Source organism: Adhaeribacter arboris, assembly GCF_003023845.1.
GTDB classification, from domain to species: domain Bacteria; phylum Bacteroidota; class Bacteroidia; order Cytophagales; family Hymenobacteraceae; genus Adhaeribacter; species Adhaeribacter arboris.
The window spans coordinates 2,081,500-2,098,021 of the sequence record NZ_PYFT01000001.1 but is presented as its reverse complement, the minus strand read 5'-3'; the positions used below and the strand labels follow the sequence as shown (position 1 = coordinate 2,098,021).

Annotated in this window: 9 protein-coding genes; 5 read left to right on the top strand and 4 right to left on the bottom strand. The window is 41.6% G+C overall.

Annotated features, from left to right (window positions below; translation table 11 throughout):
* Window positions 1-117: 117 nt before the first annotated feature.
* On the top strand, window positions 118-3,846 hold the full coding sequence (locus AHMF7605_RS08550; protein ID WP_106928330.1) for a CHAT domain-containing tetratricopeptide repeat protein: 3,729 nt from the start codon (window positions 118-120) through the stop codon (window positions 3,844-3,846).
* A gap of 34 nt (window positions 3,847-3,880) precedes the next feature.
* On the opposite strand, the gene AHMF7605_RS08545 is transcribed toward AHMF7605_RS08550, so the two are convergent.
* The gene (locus tag AHMF7605_RS08545; protein WP_106928328.1) at window positions 3,881-4,336 is read right to left on the bottom strand and encodes a hypothetical protein; all 456 of its coding nucleotides are present in this window, start codon (window positions 4,334-4,336) and stop codon (window positions 3,881-3,883) included.
* Window positions 4,337-4,851: 515 nt separating this feature from the next.
* On the opposite strand from AHMF7605_RS08545, the gene AHMF7605_RS08540 reads away from it, so the two are divergent.
* Together AHMF7605_RS08540 and AHMF7605_RS08535 are read left to right on the top strand one after the other, a co-directional pair.
* Window positions 4,852-6,030, top strand: a complete 1,179-nt coding sequence (locus tag AHMF7605_RS08540; protein WP_106928326.1) for a glycoside hydrolase 5 family protein — start codon at window positions 4,852-4,854, stop codon at window positions 6,028-6,030.
* A 470-nt stretch (window positions 6,031-6,500) separates the two neighbouring features.
* Window positions 6,501-7,604 (top strand): M48 family metallopeptidase, encoded by a 1,104-nt coding sequence (locus AHMF7605_RS08535; protein ID WP_106928324.1) that lies wholly within the window; start codon window positions 6,501-6,503, stop codon window positions 7,602-7,604.
* An 82-nt stretch (window positions 7,605-7,686) separates the two neighbouring features.
* On the opposite strand, the gene AHMF7605_RS08530 is transcribed toward AHMF7605_RS08535, so the two are convergent.
* The 3 genes from AHMF7605_RS08530 to AHMF7605_RS08520 all read right to left on the bottom strand — a co-directional run bounded on the left by AHMF7605_RS08530 (window position 7,687) and on the right by AHMF7605_RS08520 (window position 13,491).
* On the bottom strand, window positions 7,687-8,994 hold the full coding sequence (locus tag AHMF7605_RS08530) for a TolC family protein (RefSeq protein WP_106928322.1): 1,308 nt from the start codon (window positions 8,992-8,994) through the stop codon (window positions 7,687-7,689).
* 180 nt (window positions 8,995-9,174) lie between these two features.
* The gene (locus AHMF7605_RS08525; RefSeq protein WP_106928320.1) at window positions 9,175-12,285 is read right to left on the bottom strand and encodes an efflux RND transporter permease subunit; all 3,111 of its coding nucleotides are present in this window, start codon (window positions 12,283-12,285) and stop codon (window positions 9,175-9,177) included.
* Window positions 12,286-12,375: 90 nt separating this feature from the next.
* The gene (locus tag AHMF7605_RS08520) at window positions 12,376-13,491 is read right to left on the bottom strand and encodes an efflux RND transporter periplasmic adaptor subunit (protein WP_106928318.1); all 1,116 of its coding nucleotides are present in this window, start codon (window positions 13,489-13,491) and stop codon (window positions 12,376-12,378) included.
* A 333-nt stretch (window positions 13,492-13,824) separates the two neighbouring features.
* Between AHMF7605_RS08520 and AHMF7605_RS08515 the strand changes: the two genes are divergently transcribed.
* The gene (locus AHMF7605_RS08515) at window positions 13,825-14,163 is read left to right on the top strand and encodes an MGMT family protein (RefSeq protein WP_106928316.1); all 339 of its coding nucleotides are present in this window, start codon (window positions 13,825-13,827) and stop codon (window positions 14,161-14,163) included.
* 217 nt (window positions 14,164-14,380) lie between these two features.
* The gene (locus AHMF7605_RS08510; RefSeq protein WP_106928314.1) at window positions 14,381-16,480 is read left to right on the top strand and encodes a M13 family metallopeptidase; all 2,100 of its coding nucleotides are present in this window, start codon (window positions 14,381-14,383) and stop codon (window positions 16,478-16,480) included.
* The last annotated feature ends 42 nt before the right edge of the window (window positions 16,481-16,522 follow it).

Sequence of the window (16,522 nt, the reverse complement as noted above, 5' to 3'; positions counted from 1 at the left end):
ATATAATATAAGTAAATTTAAAGTATTATTTTATATTTAAAATAACAATAATAAATATTAATTGAGGGTATTAGTCCAAATAGAAGGCCTCCGTTTTGTGTAGTATCATAAATTAAAATGAAGACTTACCTGTTAATTGCTCTTGTTCTGTTTTCTTTTAATATACCGTTTGCCCATGCCCAAGTTAAGCAGATAAGAAGAGATACTATTCAGGCCCGCGCCTGGTATAATAAGGCTTTGCGTTTGCAGCAGAAAGGGGTTTATGACAGCTCCATGGCGCTTTTGGGCAAAGCGGCCGGATTATATAAAAAGTATCAGCTATGGGATAAGCAACTAGACTGTGATAATGAGTTTTCCTATAGTTTATTTATAATGGGCAGGTACCAGGAAGCTTTGCAAACGGCTACCCAAACGTTACAGGAAGGTTTAGAAAAATTTAAAGGAGATTCGACCAAAGCCATTAGATGTTATATTAACCTCGGCGAAATACTTCGGATGAGAGGCGAGTACAAGAAAGCTTTGCAATTTCAGGAAAAGGCTTTGCAAATGCGCCGAAAAGTACTAGGCGAAGGACACCCAAATGTAGCCGATTCGTATGATCTAGTGGGTAATATTTACTCCGATAAAGGTGAGTACGATAAGGCCTTAGAACTTCACCTAAAATCATTAAAAATGAAGCGCATCTTTTTTAATGAAACAAATTTAAAAATTGCTACTTCTTACCACTATTTAGGAGGTATATACTTATTTAAGAGTGAGTATAATAGAGCCCTGGAATATTTCAATAAGTCCCTTCAGATCAGACTTACTAACTTAGGCAATACGCATAGAGAGGTAGCGGATTCGTATAATAATTTAGGCAATATTTATCACCTGAAAGGACAGTACGACAAAGCTTTGCAATGTCATTTGAAGGCTTTGCATATCCGGCGTACTATCTTCGGCGATTTTCATCCGAGGGTAGCCGCCTCTTATAATAATATCGGAAACGTACTGCAAGTAAAAGGCGAGTTCGATAAGAGTTTAGAATACCATCAAAAGGCTTTGTATATTCGGCGCTCTGCCTATGGTAATACGCACCCGGATGTAGCGGAGTCTTATAATTACATGGGAATTATATACCAAGCTATAAGCGAGTACGAGAAAGCATTAGAATACCACCAAATGGCCTTACACATCCGGCGTTCAGCTTACGGTGAGGCGAATGGAGGTGTAGCGGACACCTTCAACCAACTCGGCAACGTATACTTTGATAAAGGGGAATACGAGAAAGCTTTAGAGTACTACCAGAAAGCTTTAGAGATCCGGCGCACTATATTTGGAGAAACTCACCAAGGGGTAGCTAATTCTTATCAAACAATTGGCAAAATATACAATACAAAAGGCGAGTACGATCAAGCCTTAGAATACCACCAACAATCATTGCGCATCCGGCGAGTGGTTCTGGGGGAAAACCATCCCAATGTTGCTTTTTCTTATAACAACATAGGAAATACTTACTACGAAAAAGGAGAATACGAGAAAGCCTTAGAATACCATCAAAAAGCATTGCAAATCAGGCGTTTCTCTTTAGGCGAAACCCATCTTAGAGTTGCTAATTCGTACAACGATATAGGGAATGTATTCTCGGCGAAAGGCGAGTACGATAATGCCTTGAAATACTACCAGAAAGGTTTGGAAATTAGACTTTCGGCTTTAAACAAAACGCACCCGGACGTATCCGAATCTTATAATAAAATAGGAATGCTGTACCAAAGTAAAGGCGAATACGGTAAGGCTTTGGAATATCACCAAAAAGCATTACAGGGTTATCTGGGAGCTTTTGGTAAAACGCATCCTAGTGTAGCGGACGCTTATATCCAAATTGGTAATGTCTATTTAAATAAAAGGGAGTATAAGAAATCCTTGCAACAATACCAGCAGGCTATTATAGCCAATTTGCCTGACTTTCAAGATTCAACGGTTGCCTACAATCCTGTATTGAAAGGCCAGACCAATCCTTTTTTCTTTGCCAAACCTTTACTAACCTCTCTGCGGTCTAAAGCTAAAGTTTTGGAAATACTATTTAACCAATCTCATAACATTACGGATTTGCAATTGGCTTACCAAACCTCTTGTGCAGCGGATTCTTTGGCAAATAAAATTCAGCAGAATTTTGAGAAAGAAAGCGATAAGGTGGCATTTACTTCCAGTTCGGTGGAGTTATATCAACAAGCGCTGCCTTTATGCCTAAAATTATTTCATTTAACCAAAGAGCAAAACTATTTAGATAAAGCCTTCTACTTTGCCGAACAAGGTAAAGCCAGTGTTCTTAAAACTTCACTGGCCGAATCAAAGGCCAAAATGTTTGCCGGTATTCCAGATTCATTGTTAAAACAGGACCAAACTATCCGAACGCAAATTGCGCAATACTCCCAGCGATTAGCCAAAGAACTTACAAAAAGAAAGGAGGCAGACAGCAGTAAAATACAAAGCTACGAAAATTACTTATTTACGGCTCACCGTCAGCAAAAAAGCCTGATAAAGCAATTTGAAGAATTTTATCCGCAGTATTATTCTCTTAAATACCAATCTTCTATTGTTACTCCTAAGCAGCTGCAAGATAAACTTGATAAGAAAACCGTTCTGTTAGAATACGTGCTGACGGATTCTCTTCTTCAAGTATTTATAATTGGTCATCATTTTTTTCAGGTAGAATCCATTCCGTTAGATAACCTTTTTCGAAGACAGTTAACCGCTTTCAGAGAAGGAATTCTGCTTCAGGACCAGGATTTGTACCAACAGGTTGCCTACCAGCTTTTTAAAGTATTAATGCCATTTAACCTGCCAAAATCTATAAAGTCGTTACTTATTATTCCGTCCGGCGAGTTAACTGCCTTTCCGTTTGAAGCGCTACTTTCCAAACCTGCCCGTGAGAACTTGAGAAAACCGTCTTCTTACTTATTAAACAAATACACCATTAGTTATGCCTATTCTGCCTGGCTGCTTTACCAGCGATTAAATTCAGAAAAAGAAACAACAACCAGAAATTTACTGGCCATGGCTCCCGTATTCGTTGATTCCATAAATAATAGTAAGGCATCAGCCAATACGCCGCATTCTTTATCATCTAAATCAAGCCTGGAGAGCAGTTCAAGAGCTGTTACCAATGCTAGACGAGAATTCTCTAAAATAACCAATCCCCCCATTCTACAAGTTGAATCCGGCAGACATAAAGCTAGCTCTACTAATGGACAAGAAAGTACCCGGAGCAGCCAGATATTTATGGAGCAAGGCATCCCTCCTTTATTTGCTTCGGAGCAGGAAGTGAATACTATTGCTCGCTTGTTTCAGGACAAGGGAGAAGTAGCCAAAGTATATCTGCATAATAAAGCCAGTGAACGCCAGATTAAAAACGAGGAAGTTTCCGGCTATAACTACATCCATTTAGCTACTCATGGTTTTGTTAATGAGAAGTTCCCGGAACTATCCGGTTTACTGTTTAGCCAAGAGAATGTAAATCAAGAGGACGGATCGTTATATACCGGAGAAATTTACAACCTGCGTTTAAAGGCGGAATTAGTTACGCTTTCGGCTTGTGAAACTGGTTTAGGAAAACTGGCATACGGGGAAGGCGTAATCGGTTTAACCAGAGCATTACTTTATGCCGGAGCCAAGAATGTAATCGTTTCCTTATGGAAGGTAAATGATGCTTCTACCGCCGACTTAATGAAATATTTTTATAAAGAATTACTTTCCGGCAAAAGTAAAACCATTGCTTTGCAAATAGCGAAACGTAAATTAGTACGCCAAAAAAAGTACAGTCAGCCTTATTACTGGGCTCCTTTTGTTTTAATTGGTAAATAAAGAGGCTAATTAATTTTGTCTTTGCGTAATAATTTTATTGCTTCCGCTTTAACTCTTCGGTATAAATGGCGCGCTCAGCTGATTTGCGGGTAAAACCTTCGTAATAGTAGGTGTCTTCCAAATCTTTTTGCCAGGCCATACTGGTTGGCGTTACCGCAATAAGGGTATAGGTATTGGTTGTGCCGCGTAATTGCATAAAAAGCTTCTTTTTTTCTTCTTCTATAAATACGGAATAAGTACCCTGCGCGGTAGTTCCATCCGGATAAATAACCTGGACGGTTGTACCATCAAAATTATACTCTTTACCTTTTTCGTCGGTAATTTCCTCTTCATGAACCAAGTGGCTATCTACAATAAACTGTAGGTGAGTTCGCTCGTTGGTCCATTTTCCTTTTATGCTACTATTCAATGGGGTATTGGTTTCCGGTTTTACCTTAGGGCCAACATCTACTATCCAGCACAAAAGCGGAATAAAAAAAAGAATTTTCATAATTGAATAACGAATCTAAGTTTTTCTATCTATTAATTTAAGTACTCGAATAGAATTAAATAGAAGATAGATGTTTTAGGAAATTGGCGGGTAAATCTTTCGGGAGAACAGGTAAATACTGTTTATTCCTCTACAAATATTTCTTTCTCACGCCTGTAAAAATAAATTTATTTCTAATCTACTTCTGTGCGAGTGTCTAATTTTGCAGGAAGCAAATTAAATTCTCTTGTAAATACCTATTCATAATCTTAGGCCAAAAAATACTTTCGGCCAAACTTACTTTAGTAATCGGACAGCGGGTTATATAAGTTGTACCAACCAGACCAAAGGTAATTAACTTCCAACACAATTTATACCGTTGCTTAGGCTTTGCTAACTCGTTATTGTAATTAACTTAGTTGTATAGTTTTTAAAATAAATCTGCTTCGGTAAACCAGAATTTAGTAATATTAAATCCGCAAAAAGCAAAGTCTGCTTCGTTATTCAAAACTGGTTTTAACTAAACTTTTTACCCGATGCGATCCGTAAAATACTTACTGTTTTTCGTTTACCTTTTTGTATCCTTTAACTTGTTTGCCCAGCGCGCCGTCTGGACGAAAGAACAAGCCAATGCCTGGTATGCCCAACAACCCTGGTTGCTCGGAGCTAATTACCTGCCCGTAAACGCCATTAACCAAATAGAAATGTGGCAGGCCGAAACTTTTGACCCGGCTACGCTGGATAAAGAAATGGGCATGGCCGAAAACTTAGGTTTTAATACCATGCGGGTTTTTTTGCACGATCAACTTTGGAACTCAGACCAAGCCGGTTTTACTCAGCGCATTAACCAGTTTTTAGACATTTGCGCCAAACATAAAATCCGGCCTTTGTTCGTCTTGTTTGATTCTTGTTGGGATCCTTTTCCGCATTTGGGCAAGCAACACGAACCGGTTCAAGGCTTACATAACTCGGGTTGGGTACAAGGACCCGGAGCCGACGTTTTAAAAGATTCGCAACAATACCCGCAACTGCAAAAATACGTGACGGGAGTAGTAAGTCAGTTTAAAGATGATGCCCGCATTTTAGGTTGGGATGTATGGAACGAGCCGGATAATACAAATAATTCCAGTTATGGCCGGTGGGAACCAGCAAACAAAGTAGAATTAGTAACTAATCTGCTGCCCCAAGTATTTACCTGGGCACGTTCAGCCAACCCTTCCCAACCGCTTACCTGCGGTATCTGGGCGGGCGATTGGTCTACCCCGGAAAAATTAAAACCGATCGAAAAAATTCAGGTCGAAAATTCCGATGTTATTTCTTTTCATAATTACGACGATGCCCCGGAACTGGAAAAACGCATTGTGTACCTGCAGCAATACGGCAAACCCTTAATCTGCACCGAATATATGTCGCGCGGCAATAAAAGTGTGTTTGAACGCTCTTTGCCGGTAGCCAGCAAATACAACGTAGCTATGATTAATTGGGGTTTTGTGGCTGGTAAATCTAACACCATCTATCCTTGGAACTCCTGGCAAAAAGTTTATCCGGCTGAGCCCGAGCTTTGGTTTCATGATATTTACCGGCCCAACGGTGAACCGTATAAAGCGGAAGAAGTAGCTTTTATTCAAAACATAATTCAAGAGAAAACCGCGTTTAAAGCGAAAGGTTCTAAAAAAAGTAAAGCCAAAAAAAGAGCTAAAGCTGTTGCGATGTAGTTTAGTCGGTACAAATACAACAAAAAAGCCACCGGTAAAATACGGTGGCTTTTTTGTTGTATTTGCCCTATTCTAATCAATTCTATAAAAATTTAAAAAGTATTAGATTCAAGGAATAAAAAATAATTTTTCACCTGTTTAAATGTATTTTGGGTACTTCAGGTGGTTAATTTTTTTAATCTCAAGTTTTATAGCTTCGTTGATATCCAAACAAATTCTATGTTAAGTACTTCAACGAGCTTAGTTTCGACTACCATTTGAGGTAACTTACGCATTCTCATAAAATAATTAGTCGAACAACGAACAACGAATAACCCACAACTACTTATATTACTTTAAATATAGAACTTGTTGGTTTCTTTGATCCGGATAATCTGATACAAACCGAAGAGCAATATTAAAATGCTTCTTACAAAAATGTAGCCGATAGGCTGGATGTGAATCTAGTTTAGATATTAGATAATTGTTGTATGAAATCTGTTTTTGCCGGTACTTATTTCGATGGCAACTCTTCCCGGCCTCATTCTGCACAAATAACTCTGGGTTCGGGGCAGTTACAGATTATGTACCAAGCTCCCGATCAAGCCGTACCGGTTATAGTTTACTGGCAACCCTCCCGGATTCAGAAAGAAATATTGGGGGACCAGGAATTTACTTCTCTGTGTTACGGCAACTATCCGGTTCAGAGATTAGAAATTAATGATCCCGAGTTTAAAGAAAATTTTGAAAAGCAATATCAGCCAATTCCGTACAATCAAGCGCCAGTAATTTTACCAAGCAGTAAGATACGACCCTGGTTCTGGATAACTGCCGCTATTTTGTTGGTTTCGGCATTGAGCTTTTATTTTTGGGGCTTACCCCGCTTAGCAGATAAGGTAGCCCGTATCATGCCCCAGGCAACGGATGAGTATTTAGGTAAGCAGTTGTACCAGCAAGTAGTTCAAACAGAAAATGCTAAGCCAGAACTTACCCGCGAAGTACGGGGCTTTATGCGGCAATTGCGTGTAAATAGTAACTACCGGTTTCAAGTTACCGTAATCGACGAATCTAACCCGAACGCCTTTGCTTTACCGGGTGGTTTTTTGGTAGTGCATAGTAGCTTATTAAATCGAATGCAAAAGCCCGAGGAATTGGCGGCCCTACTGGGCCACGAAGCGGGCCACGTTCAAAACCGACATACTACTCGTGCCTTATTCCGGGGTTTAGCTAGTTATTTATTTATTTCTCTTGTTTTGGGCGATATATCGGGGATTGTTGGCGTAGTGGTTCAAAATGCCGATATGCTGAAACGCCTGGAGTATAGTCGTAAATTAGAAGAAGAAGCCGATGCATACGGGTTTAAAATACTCCGGCAAAACCGCATCAATCCCCAGGGAATGCTTTTGTTGTTCCAGCGATTAAAGCAAGAGGAGAAAGCTTCCAACAATACAAATCCGGAGGAGTTTTTAAGTACGCACCCGCCTCTAACTTCCCGGATCCATCATATTCAGAAATTGATAAAAGAACAACCGTATAAAGTGCAAATGACGGATTCGTTAGCCTATTTCTGGAACCGGATAAAGAAACAAAAGTAAAATTAGATTAAAAAAGCCTACTTTAACAAAGCAGGCTTTTTTCTTAAACAGGAATGTATAAAAAACAGAAACAGTTACAGATTTATAAATTTAAATCGCCGGCGATTTCTTTTAAAGAAATCTCGGCCAGTTTAGCCACGTACTGCGCATTGTTAAAACGAACCCGGGCATTGAGGTAATTTAACTGCGCATCCCTAAATTCTACCGGGGCAATACTGCCTAAGCGGTATTTATCGAGAGTGATATTAAGATTTTGCTTGGCTATTTTTTGATTGTTTTCTTCCAGAGTTACTAAGGTTAAACTGGTAACGTAAGTTTGGTAAGCCGAAGCTAATTGAGACTTAATGGCCAGATCCGCCTTTTCGAATTGCAGTTGGGCGCTCTGAATTAAAGTTTCGGCATTTTGTTCGTTGCGCCGTTGCAAAAAACCATTAAAAATGTTTACCGACGCCGATAGGCCATAGTTAAATCCCCGGTTATTCGCCTGCGTAGCAAACCCTAAAGCCGATTGGGAACGGTTGAAAGTATAACCGCTGGTTACGCCAATGGTAGGGTAGCGGTTAGCCCGTACTTGTTTTAAATCTAATTCGGCAATTTTTTTATTTACCAGCGCTACTTTTAAAGCCGGATTTTGCTGATGTGCTAAGTCAGATAAAGAACCTAAGGCTAATTTATTATCGATGAATAAGTCATTGGGTACGCTAAAAACAATATTTACATCGCGGCCTAAAATTTCATTTAGCCGGATTTGGGTGTTCCGGTAAAGCGCCTGTTGCTGCACCAGGTTAGTAGTGTCGGTGCTTAAATCCACGCGGGCATTTAACACTTCTAAACGAGCGGCTTTACCAATGGTAAACCGGTTTTGCGCGGTTTGTACCCGCAACCTCGAAATAATGATCGCCGAATCGTAGGCTCGTAATTGCTGTTGCTGATTTACTAACTCATAAAACGTACTAATAACATTGCCTAGAGTAGTAAGAATAGTTTGCTTTAATTCCGCATCGCCTAATTTTTCTAATTCTTTTAATTGTTCGTAGCGGGCAAACATCCGGAAACCGTCAAAAATAGTCCAGTTTAAATCGGTGCCGTAGCTGGTATTAGAGCTTTTAACGTTGTTAAATTCCTGCAATCCGGTTTGGCGGGTTTGCCGGCCCGTCTGAATATTATTGTTATTGGTAATATTAGCACCTAAGGTTGGCAGCATACCGGCATTAGCCCGGCTTACATTGTTCCGGTCGATAACTAAATCGTTGGTTACTAATTTAATATCATAATTTTTTTCAAGGGCAATCCGAACCGCGTTTTCTAATGTTAAAATTTCCTGCGCCTTTCCTGGTATAGAATTAAAAGTGAAAAGCAAAGTAACCAGGAAAACAAAAATTGACTTCATAGTAAATGGTTATAAGTTACAGGTTGCAGGTTATAAGTTTTACCTAGCAATGTTTAGTCTGTAGCGAAAAATAGTTTAGTTGTTTTACAAGAACAGGGAAAGTTCCGGTTACCCTAGGAGAATAAAAAATAGCTGCTCGAAAGAAGATGTTTACATTCTGAGGTAACCGGAACAATGTATTTAATGAACGCTTTCTAACACTTCTCTTTCTATCTCTTTGGCGCGTTGCAGTTCGGGATTTGGTTTGTATTCCCGCGACCACATGGCATAGATGGCCGGAATTACAAATAAAGTTAATACTAAAGAAAACAGCGTACCGCCCACAATTACAATACCCATGCCCATCCGGCTTTGCGCTGCGGCTCCTAAAGCTAAAGCAATGGGTAAAGCTCCCAAGGCAATGGCTAAACTGGTCATTAAAATAGGACGTAAGCGGGCTTCAGCCGCTTCCAGAATGGCCTCGGCTTTTGATTTGCCTTCTTCTTTTAACTGGTTAGCAAATTCCACAATTAAAATACCGTTTTTCGTTACCAGCCCAATAAGCATAATGGTACCTATCTGGCTGAAAATATTCCAGGTTTGGCCAAATAGCCACAACGACAACATAGCCCCGGCCACCGCTAAAGGTACCGTTATAATAATAATTAAAGGATCAATAAAGCTTTCAAACTGTGCGGCCAGAATTAAATAAATCAGGAGCAGAGCCAAGCCAAAGGCAAAAGCGGTATTCGAACCACTTTCCACGAAGTCGCGTGATTCGCCGCCTAAATCGGTAGTAAAAGTTGGTTCTAATACTTTGGCCGCAATCCGGTCCATAGCCTCAATACCATCGCCGATACTTTTACCCGGCGCCAAACCTGCTGATATAGTGGCCGCCATATAACGGTTATTATGGAATAATTGCGGTGGGCTGCTGCGTTCTTCTAAGGTTACTAAATTATCTAACTGAATTAATTGACCGGTACTGCTTCTAACAAACAAAGAAGTTAAATCTAAAGGATCGTCCCGGTCTACCTGGTCGAACTGGCCAATCACCTGGTACTGACGACCATTCATAATAAAATAACCGAAACGCTGGCCACTTAAGGATAACTGCAGTGTTTGTGCCACATCAATCACGGATACACCTAAACTTTGGGCTTTTTCCCGGTCGATGGTAATATTAATTTCGGGCTTATTAAATTTTAAATTAACATCAGGGTTAGATAGAGTAGGGTCTTTACTGGCCTCCTCCATAAACTGAGGTATTTTCTCTTCCAGTTTCTGGAAGTTTTGTGCCTGAATAATGTATTGAATGGGCTGACCGCCCCGGCGGTTAACGGAGATAGTAGGTTGTTGCGATACGATTGTACGAGCTTCCGGATATTTCCGGGTAAGTTGCGTTAGTTTCTCGGCAACTTCTTTCTGGGAGCGCTCTCTTTGGCTAGGGTCCACTAGAGTCATCCGCATCATGCCGTTGTTAACGGAACCAGCACCGCCAAAGCCCGGAGAGGTAATTACTAAAGCAATTTTCTTTTCCGGAATGGAGTCATTAACCAACTGCGTTAATTCTTCCATAAATCGGTCGGTGTATTCGAAAGAAGCTCCCTCCGGCGCTGAAACCTGTACCCTTAACATGCTGCGGTCGTCGTAAGGAGCGGTTTCTTTTTGCAAGGTTATATAGAACAATACAATCAGCCCTAAACAAACCCCAATAATGGGAAAACTCAGCCATTTTCTTTTCATAAACCGGCTCAGAGAATCGGCATATCCGGAATTGAGCTTCTCGAAATAAGGTTCGGTAAAATTATAGAACCGGGTTTTTTTGTGTCCGCCTTTTTTCATGAGGTAGGCATTGAGCATAGGAGTAAGCGTCAAGGACACAAAGGCCGAAATAAGTACCGCTGCTCCAATTACTACCCCAAATTCCCGGAATAACCGGCCAACAAAACCTTCGAGGAAGATAACTGGCAAAAATACGGCTGCTAGGGTAATAGAGATAGAAATAACCGCCAGAAATATCTCATTGGAGCCTTTAATTGCTGCTTCAATCGGCGACATGCCTTCCTCTACTTTCTTGAAAATGTTTTCTGTTACTACAATTCCATCATCCACAACCAAACCGGTTGCCAGTACAATGGCAAGTAAGGTTAATACGTTAACCGAAAAGCCAGCCAGGTACATAACAAAGAAAGTGGCAATCAGCGAAACCGGAATATCAATCAAGGGCCGGAAAGCAATGCTCCAATCCCGGAAAAACAGGTATATAATTAAAATTACCAGCACTAAGGCGATCAGAATGGTTTCGGCTACTTCAATTACCGATTTTTTAATGAACAAAGTATTGTCCATGACAATATCCAGTTGCAAATCTTTAGGTAAATCGCTCTTCAGTTTGTCTAACTGATCATAAAAGTTACCAGCAATTTCGAGGTAATTAGAGCCCGGTTGGGGTACAATAGCCAAGCCAACCATTGGTACACCGGATTCGGTCATTTTGGTTTCCAGGTTCTCGGGACCTAATTCTGCTTTCCCTAAATCACTAAACCGGATAATGCGGTCGCCTTCCGATTTTACAATTAAATCATTAAACTGTTCTTCGTTGGAAAGATTACCTAAGGTTTTTACCATTAACTCAGTATTGGTACCCGTTACCTTGCCGGAGGGTAATTCCACGTTTTGCCGGTTAAGGGCTTCCCGTACATCGGCAACCGTCAGACCATAAGAAGCCAGTTTCCTGGGATCGAGCCATAGGCGCATGGCATATCTTTTCTGACCCCAGATTTGCACACTACTAATGCCCGGAATGGTCTGTAAGCGCTGAGAGAGTACATTTTCGGCGTAATCACTCAGTTCCAACTGGCTGCGGGTCTTACTCCGCACTGTCATGGTTACAATGGGTTCTGAGTCGGCATCAGCCTTAGCGACTACTGGAGGAGCATCAATATCCTGGGGTAAAGAACGGATAGCCTGCGAAACTTTATCACGTACATCGTTCGCCGCTTCTTCCAGGTTTTTTTCCAGGTTAAACTCAATGTTAATGTTGCTCCTACCTTGGTTACTCGACGAAGAAATATTGCGGATACCATCAATGGAGTTAATAGATTTTTCCAAAGGTTCGGTTATCTGCGATTCAATAATGTCGGCGTTGGCTCCCGTATAGCTGGTACTTACCGATACAATGGCCGGGTCGATGGAGGGATATTCCCGGATACCTAAAAAGGTATAACCAATTACCCCGAATAAGATCAGAATCAGGTTAATTACAATGGTAAAAACCGGTCTTTTAATACTGGTGGTCGATAAACTCATATAACTAGGTAATAAGTTTTAGGTAATAAATTCTAGATATTTCATTTACCCGACTGGGTTGTAAAGCTGGTCGGGTTTAAGTTATCATGGCTAGCTTCTCGTAATTCTTACTTTAACGGGGGCATCTTGTTTTAACGTCATAATACCGGTAGTTAACACCGTATCGCCTGGTTGCAGGCCGGAGGTGATCAGAATTTCTTTTTCGGTGCGGGTAGTAGCATTTACTTTTACTTCTTGGGCTTTCCCGTTTTTAACCACAAACACTTTTTTGCCGTTCTGAATGGGTACAATTGCTTGGGTAGGCACCAATAAAGCATCCGGAATAGAAGCCAAAGGAAATTCTATGTTAGCGAAAGAACCCGGCAGCAATTCGCCGTTGGGATTGGCGGCACGCGCTCTTAATTGTAAGGTACGAGTAGTAGCTTCTATGGCCGGTTCAATTGCATATACGGTGCCGGTGTATTTTTTTGTAGTGCCGGCTACGGTTAGTTGCAACTTCGTATTTAGTTTAACCTGGCTGGCGTATTTTTCCGGTACCGAAAAAGCTATTTTAACCGGGTCGGTGCTGATAAGGTTCGCCACAATGGTTTCGGGAGTTAAATAACCACCCACGGATACATTACGCAAACCAATCCGGCCGGAGAAAGGAGCGGTAATAGTGGTTTTAGCTAATTGCGCCTGAATTAACTGGGTTTGCGCTTGTAAAGTTTTATAGTCGGCGGTAGCAATATCAAATTCCTCTCTACTAATTGCTTCTTTTTTAAATAACTGTGCGGCGCGTTCTGCATTTTCGGAAGCCAGATTTTGTCGGGTTTGGGCCTGGGCCAATTGGGCCCGCAATTCCGCATCATCAATTTTTAGTAAAACCTGACCGGCTTTTACGTTACTGCCTTCCTTAAAACTGATACTCCGGATTAAACCGGAAACCTGTCCCCGGATTTGTACCTGCTCATTAGCTTCAATGGAACCGGTAACAGCCAGATTATTGGCAAATTCGCGCGGTTGTACCACTATACCATCTACCTGCATCATACCGCCTCTTGCCCCACCGGGTCCACCGGGTCCCCGAGCAGCGCCGGCATTACCGCCCGCCCCACCTGGACCACCGCCGGCACTTGCTTGTTTTTTATTTGCCGAGATGCGGTAAACTATCAGCGAAGCAAATCCAATAACTAATAGAGCATAAACAAAATACTTAATTTTCATGGGTGTTTTAGAAACGTTACTCGCGAATGAGCGAAAATACTACTTGGATTACGGTATATAAATTTTAATAGGTTAATCAGTAACCTGGCTTTCGCTAACTTAACTACTTGTTTTTAGCAACTAGTGATTCAAAGAAAGTCCATATTTTAATAAAACTGTTTGGTGCGGCCAGCTAACACGGCATTAACCAACGGAACACGCAGAAGTTTTCTAAAATAATCGCAAATTAGCTTTTGATTCTGTTTCAATTCTGAAGTTTAAACTTTGTAAAAACAATATTAAATCGGGATAACAACAAACAGTATTCGCAAAGTATTTTAATCTTCAGGCAACATGGCTAAATCCAAAGACGAGAATTTTTTTCAAAACGTATACGAAGTGGTAAAACTCATTCCGGCGGGCAGGGTTACTTCTTACGGCGCTATTGCCAGTTATTTGGGCAGTAAAGGCTCGGCCCGGATGGTAGGATGGGCTCTTATTGCCTCGCACGCCACAAGCAACATTCCGGCTTACCGGGTAGTAAACCGGAATGGTTTGCTTACTGGTAAACAGCATTTTGAATCGCCGGATGCCATGCAGGCCAGCCTGGAACAAGAAGGTATAAGGGTAAAAAACGACCGGGTGGTAGATTTTGATAAGCTATTTTGGGATCCAGCTAAAGAATTGCTGTAAAAGAAACAACATCCCTCGCACGTATTATAAGATTTATAAAATAGGGTATTCCCCTCTAATATATTTTACCCATCAGAGAATTTATGTAAATAAGAAAATGCACCCATGAAGCTTTCTTTGTTTTACACTCTCCATACTCCCCATGGATTTCCGTAGATTAATTTTTCCTTCCTATCTTGCTGTATAATTATTTTTTTAATCTTACTTTCAAAACCTTATGACGTTACAGTTTTCCCGGCTGGGTGCCTTAACCTTGGCCGGATTTTACCTGGCTAGTTGCAGCAGCACCGCACCTACCCAAAAAGTTACTACCGAAACAACGGTTAATTCCACTATTGCCAACGATCCCAAAATGAATAGGGGAGTGGGTTTGGATAGAGCTAACCTGGATACTACGCAATCTCCTTGCGAAGATTTTTTTCAATACGCCAATGGTGGCTGGATTAAAAATAACCCGGTGCCAGCCGCGGAGAGCCGTTGGGGCAGTTTTAACGAATTGGCCGATAAGAATTATGCGGTTCAGCGTGCTATTTTAACGGAAGCCGCGGCCAATTCTGCGGCGTCTAAAGGAAGTAACACCCAGAAAGTAGGCGATTTCTTTGGTTCCGGTATGGATTCGGTCGCTATTGAGCAGTCGGGTATTATTCCTTTAAAGCCTTATTTTGATAAGGTAACTGCCGTGAAAGATGTAAAAGGTCTGCTCACTACGGTGGCGCAATTAAAAAAATTGGGCATTAGCGGTATGTTTAGTTTTTACGTTGGCCAGGATGAAAAGAAAAGTACCGAATACGCCATTTCTTTAAACCAAGGTGGTTTGGGCTTACCCGATCGCGATTATTACCTGAAAGAAGACGATCGTTCCAAAAACATCCGCGCGGAGTACATGAAGCATGTACAAAACATGTTTACGCTCCTCGGCGAGAATGCCCCTACGGCCCAAAAGAATGCGGCAAAAGTAATGGAACTGGAAACCCGGCTAGCTAAAGCCTCCCGCACCCGCGTAGAGTTGCGCGACCCGCAGGCGAACTATAATAAAATGACTATTGATCAATTGCAAAAACAAACGCCGGCTATCGACTGGAATTTGCTTTTAACGCAATTAGACGCAAAAGGCGTAAATGAAGTAATTTTAGGACAGCCGGCTTTTTTTAAAGAGTTAAATACTTTGGTAAAATCCGGGTCGGTTACTGATTGGAAGGCGTATTTACGCTGGCATTTGATTCATTCTACGGCTCCTTACCTGAACCAGGCCTACGTGCAGGAAAATTTTAACTTCTACGGCAAAGTGCTGAGCGGCACCAAAGCTTTACAGCCGCGCTGGAAGCGAGTGTTACGTACTACGGATGCTGCTATTGGCGAAGCCATGGGGCAATTGTACGTAGAAAAAACTTTTACCCCCGAAGCCAAAGCCCGCGCCTTGGAAATGGTAAAGAACTTGCGCGATGCATTTCAGGAGCACGTACAAAACCTGGATTGGATGAGCGAAACTACCAAAAAGCAGGCGCTAATTAAACTGGATGCTTTTGCGGTAAAAATTGGCTACCCCGATAAATGGAAAGATTATTCAGCTTTAACCATAGGCCGGGAATCTTACGTTACCAATGTGCTGCGGGCCAACGAGTTTGATTTTAATTACAACGTAAATAAACTCGGTAAACCCATCGACCGGGCAGAGTGGATAATGACACCGCCCACCGTAAACGCCTATTATAATCCTCCCATGAACGAGATTGTATTTCCCGCCGGTATTATGCAGCCGCCTTTCTTCGACCCTAAGGCCGATGACGCGGTAAATTACGGCGGTATGGGTGCGGTTATAGGCCACGAAATTACCCACGGCTTCGACGACCAAGGCCGCCAGTACGATGCCGAAGGTAATTTAAAAGATTGGTGGACGAAAGCGGATGCCGAGCAATTTACCAAACGCGCTAACATGGTGGTGAATCAATACGGCGCTTACGAAGTTTTACCATCCGTAAAAGTAAATGGTAATCTTACCTTAGGCGAAAATCTGGCGGATATTGGTGGCTTAAATATTGCCTACACAGCTTTGCAGAAAGCCTTAGCGGGTAAGAGTAAAGAAAAAATTGCCGGTTTTACGCCCGAACAGCGGTTCTTTTTAGCCTGGGCGCAAATCTGGCGGGTAAACGGTACCGAGCAGTTCTTTAATCAGCAGGTGCAAACTGATCCGCACTCGCCGGGCCGCTTCCGCACGAATGGACCTCTCATGAACATGCCTCAGTTTTACGAAGCCTTTGGCTGCCAACCCGGCGACAAAATGGTAAAACCTGCCGGTGAGCAAATTAAAATCTGGTAATTAGAGGCAAATTATCCTATACTAAAAAGGCCACTCTCACAG

Excerpts from the sequence above, each read along its gene's own strand:
- AHMF7605_RS08550 (WP_106928330.1), top strand. The coding sequence starts at position 118 with ATGAAGACTTACCTGTTAATTGCTCTTGTTCTGTTTTCTTTTAATATA.
- AHMF7605_RS08545 (WP_106928328.1), bottom strand. The coding sequence starts at position 4,336 with ATGAAAATTCTTTTTTTTATTCCGCTTTTGTGCTGGATAGTAGATGTT.
- AHMF7605_RS08540 (WP_106928326.1), top strand. The coding sequence starts at position 4,852 with ATGCGATCCGTAAAATACTTACTGTTTTTCGTTTACCTTTTTGTATCC.
- AHMF7605_RS08535 (WP_106928324.1), top strand. The coding sequence starts at position 6,501 with ATGAAATCTGTTTTTGCCGGTACTTATTTCGATGGCAACTCTTCCCGG.
- AHMF7605_RS08530 (WP_106928322.1), bottom strand. The coding sequence starts at position 8,994 with ATGAAGTCAATTTTTGTTTTCCTGGTTACTTTGCTTTTCACTTTTAAT.
- AHMF7605_RS08525 (WP_106928320.1), bottom strand. The coding sequence starts at position 12,285 with ATGAGTTTATCGACCACCAGTATTAAAAGACCGGTTTTTACCATTGTA.
- AHMF7605_RS08520 (WP_106928318.1), bottom strand. The coding sequence starts at position 13,491 with ATGAAAATTAAGTATTTTGTTTATGCTCTATTAGTTATTGGATTTGCT.
- AHMF7605_RS08515 (WP_106928316.1), top strand. The coding sequence starts at position 13,825 with ATGGCTAAATCCAAAGACGAGAATTTTTTTCAAAACGTATACGAAGTG.
- AHMF7605_RS08510 (WP_106928314.1), top strand. The coding sequence starts at position 14,381 with ATGACGTTACAGTTTTCCCGGCTGGGTGCCTTAACCTTGGCCGGATTT.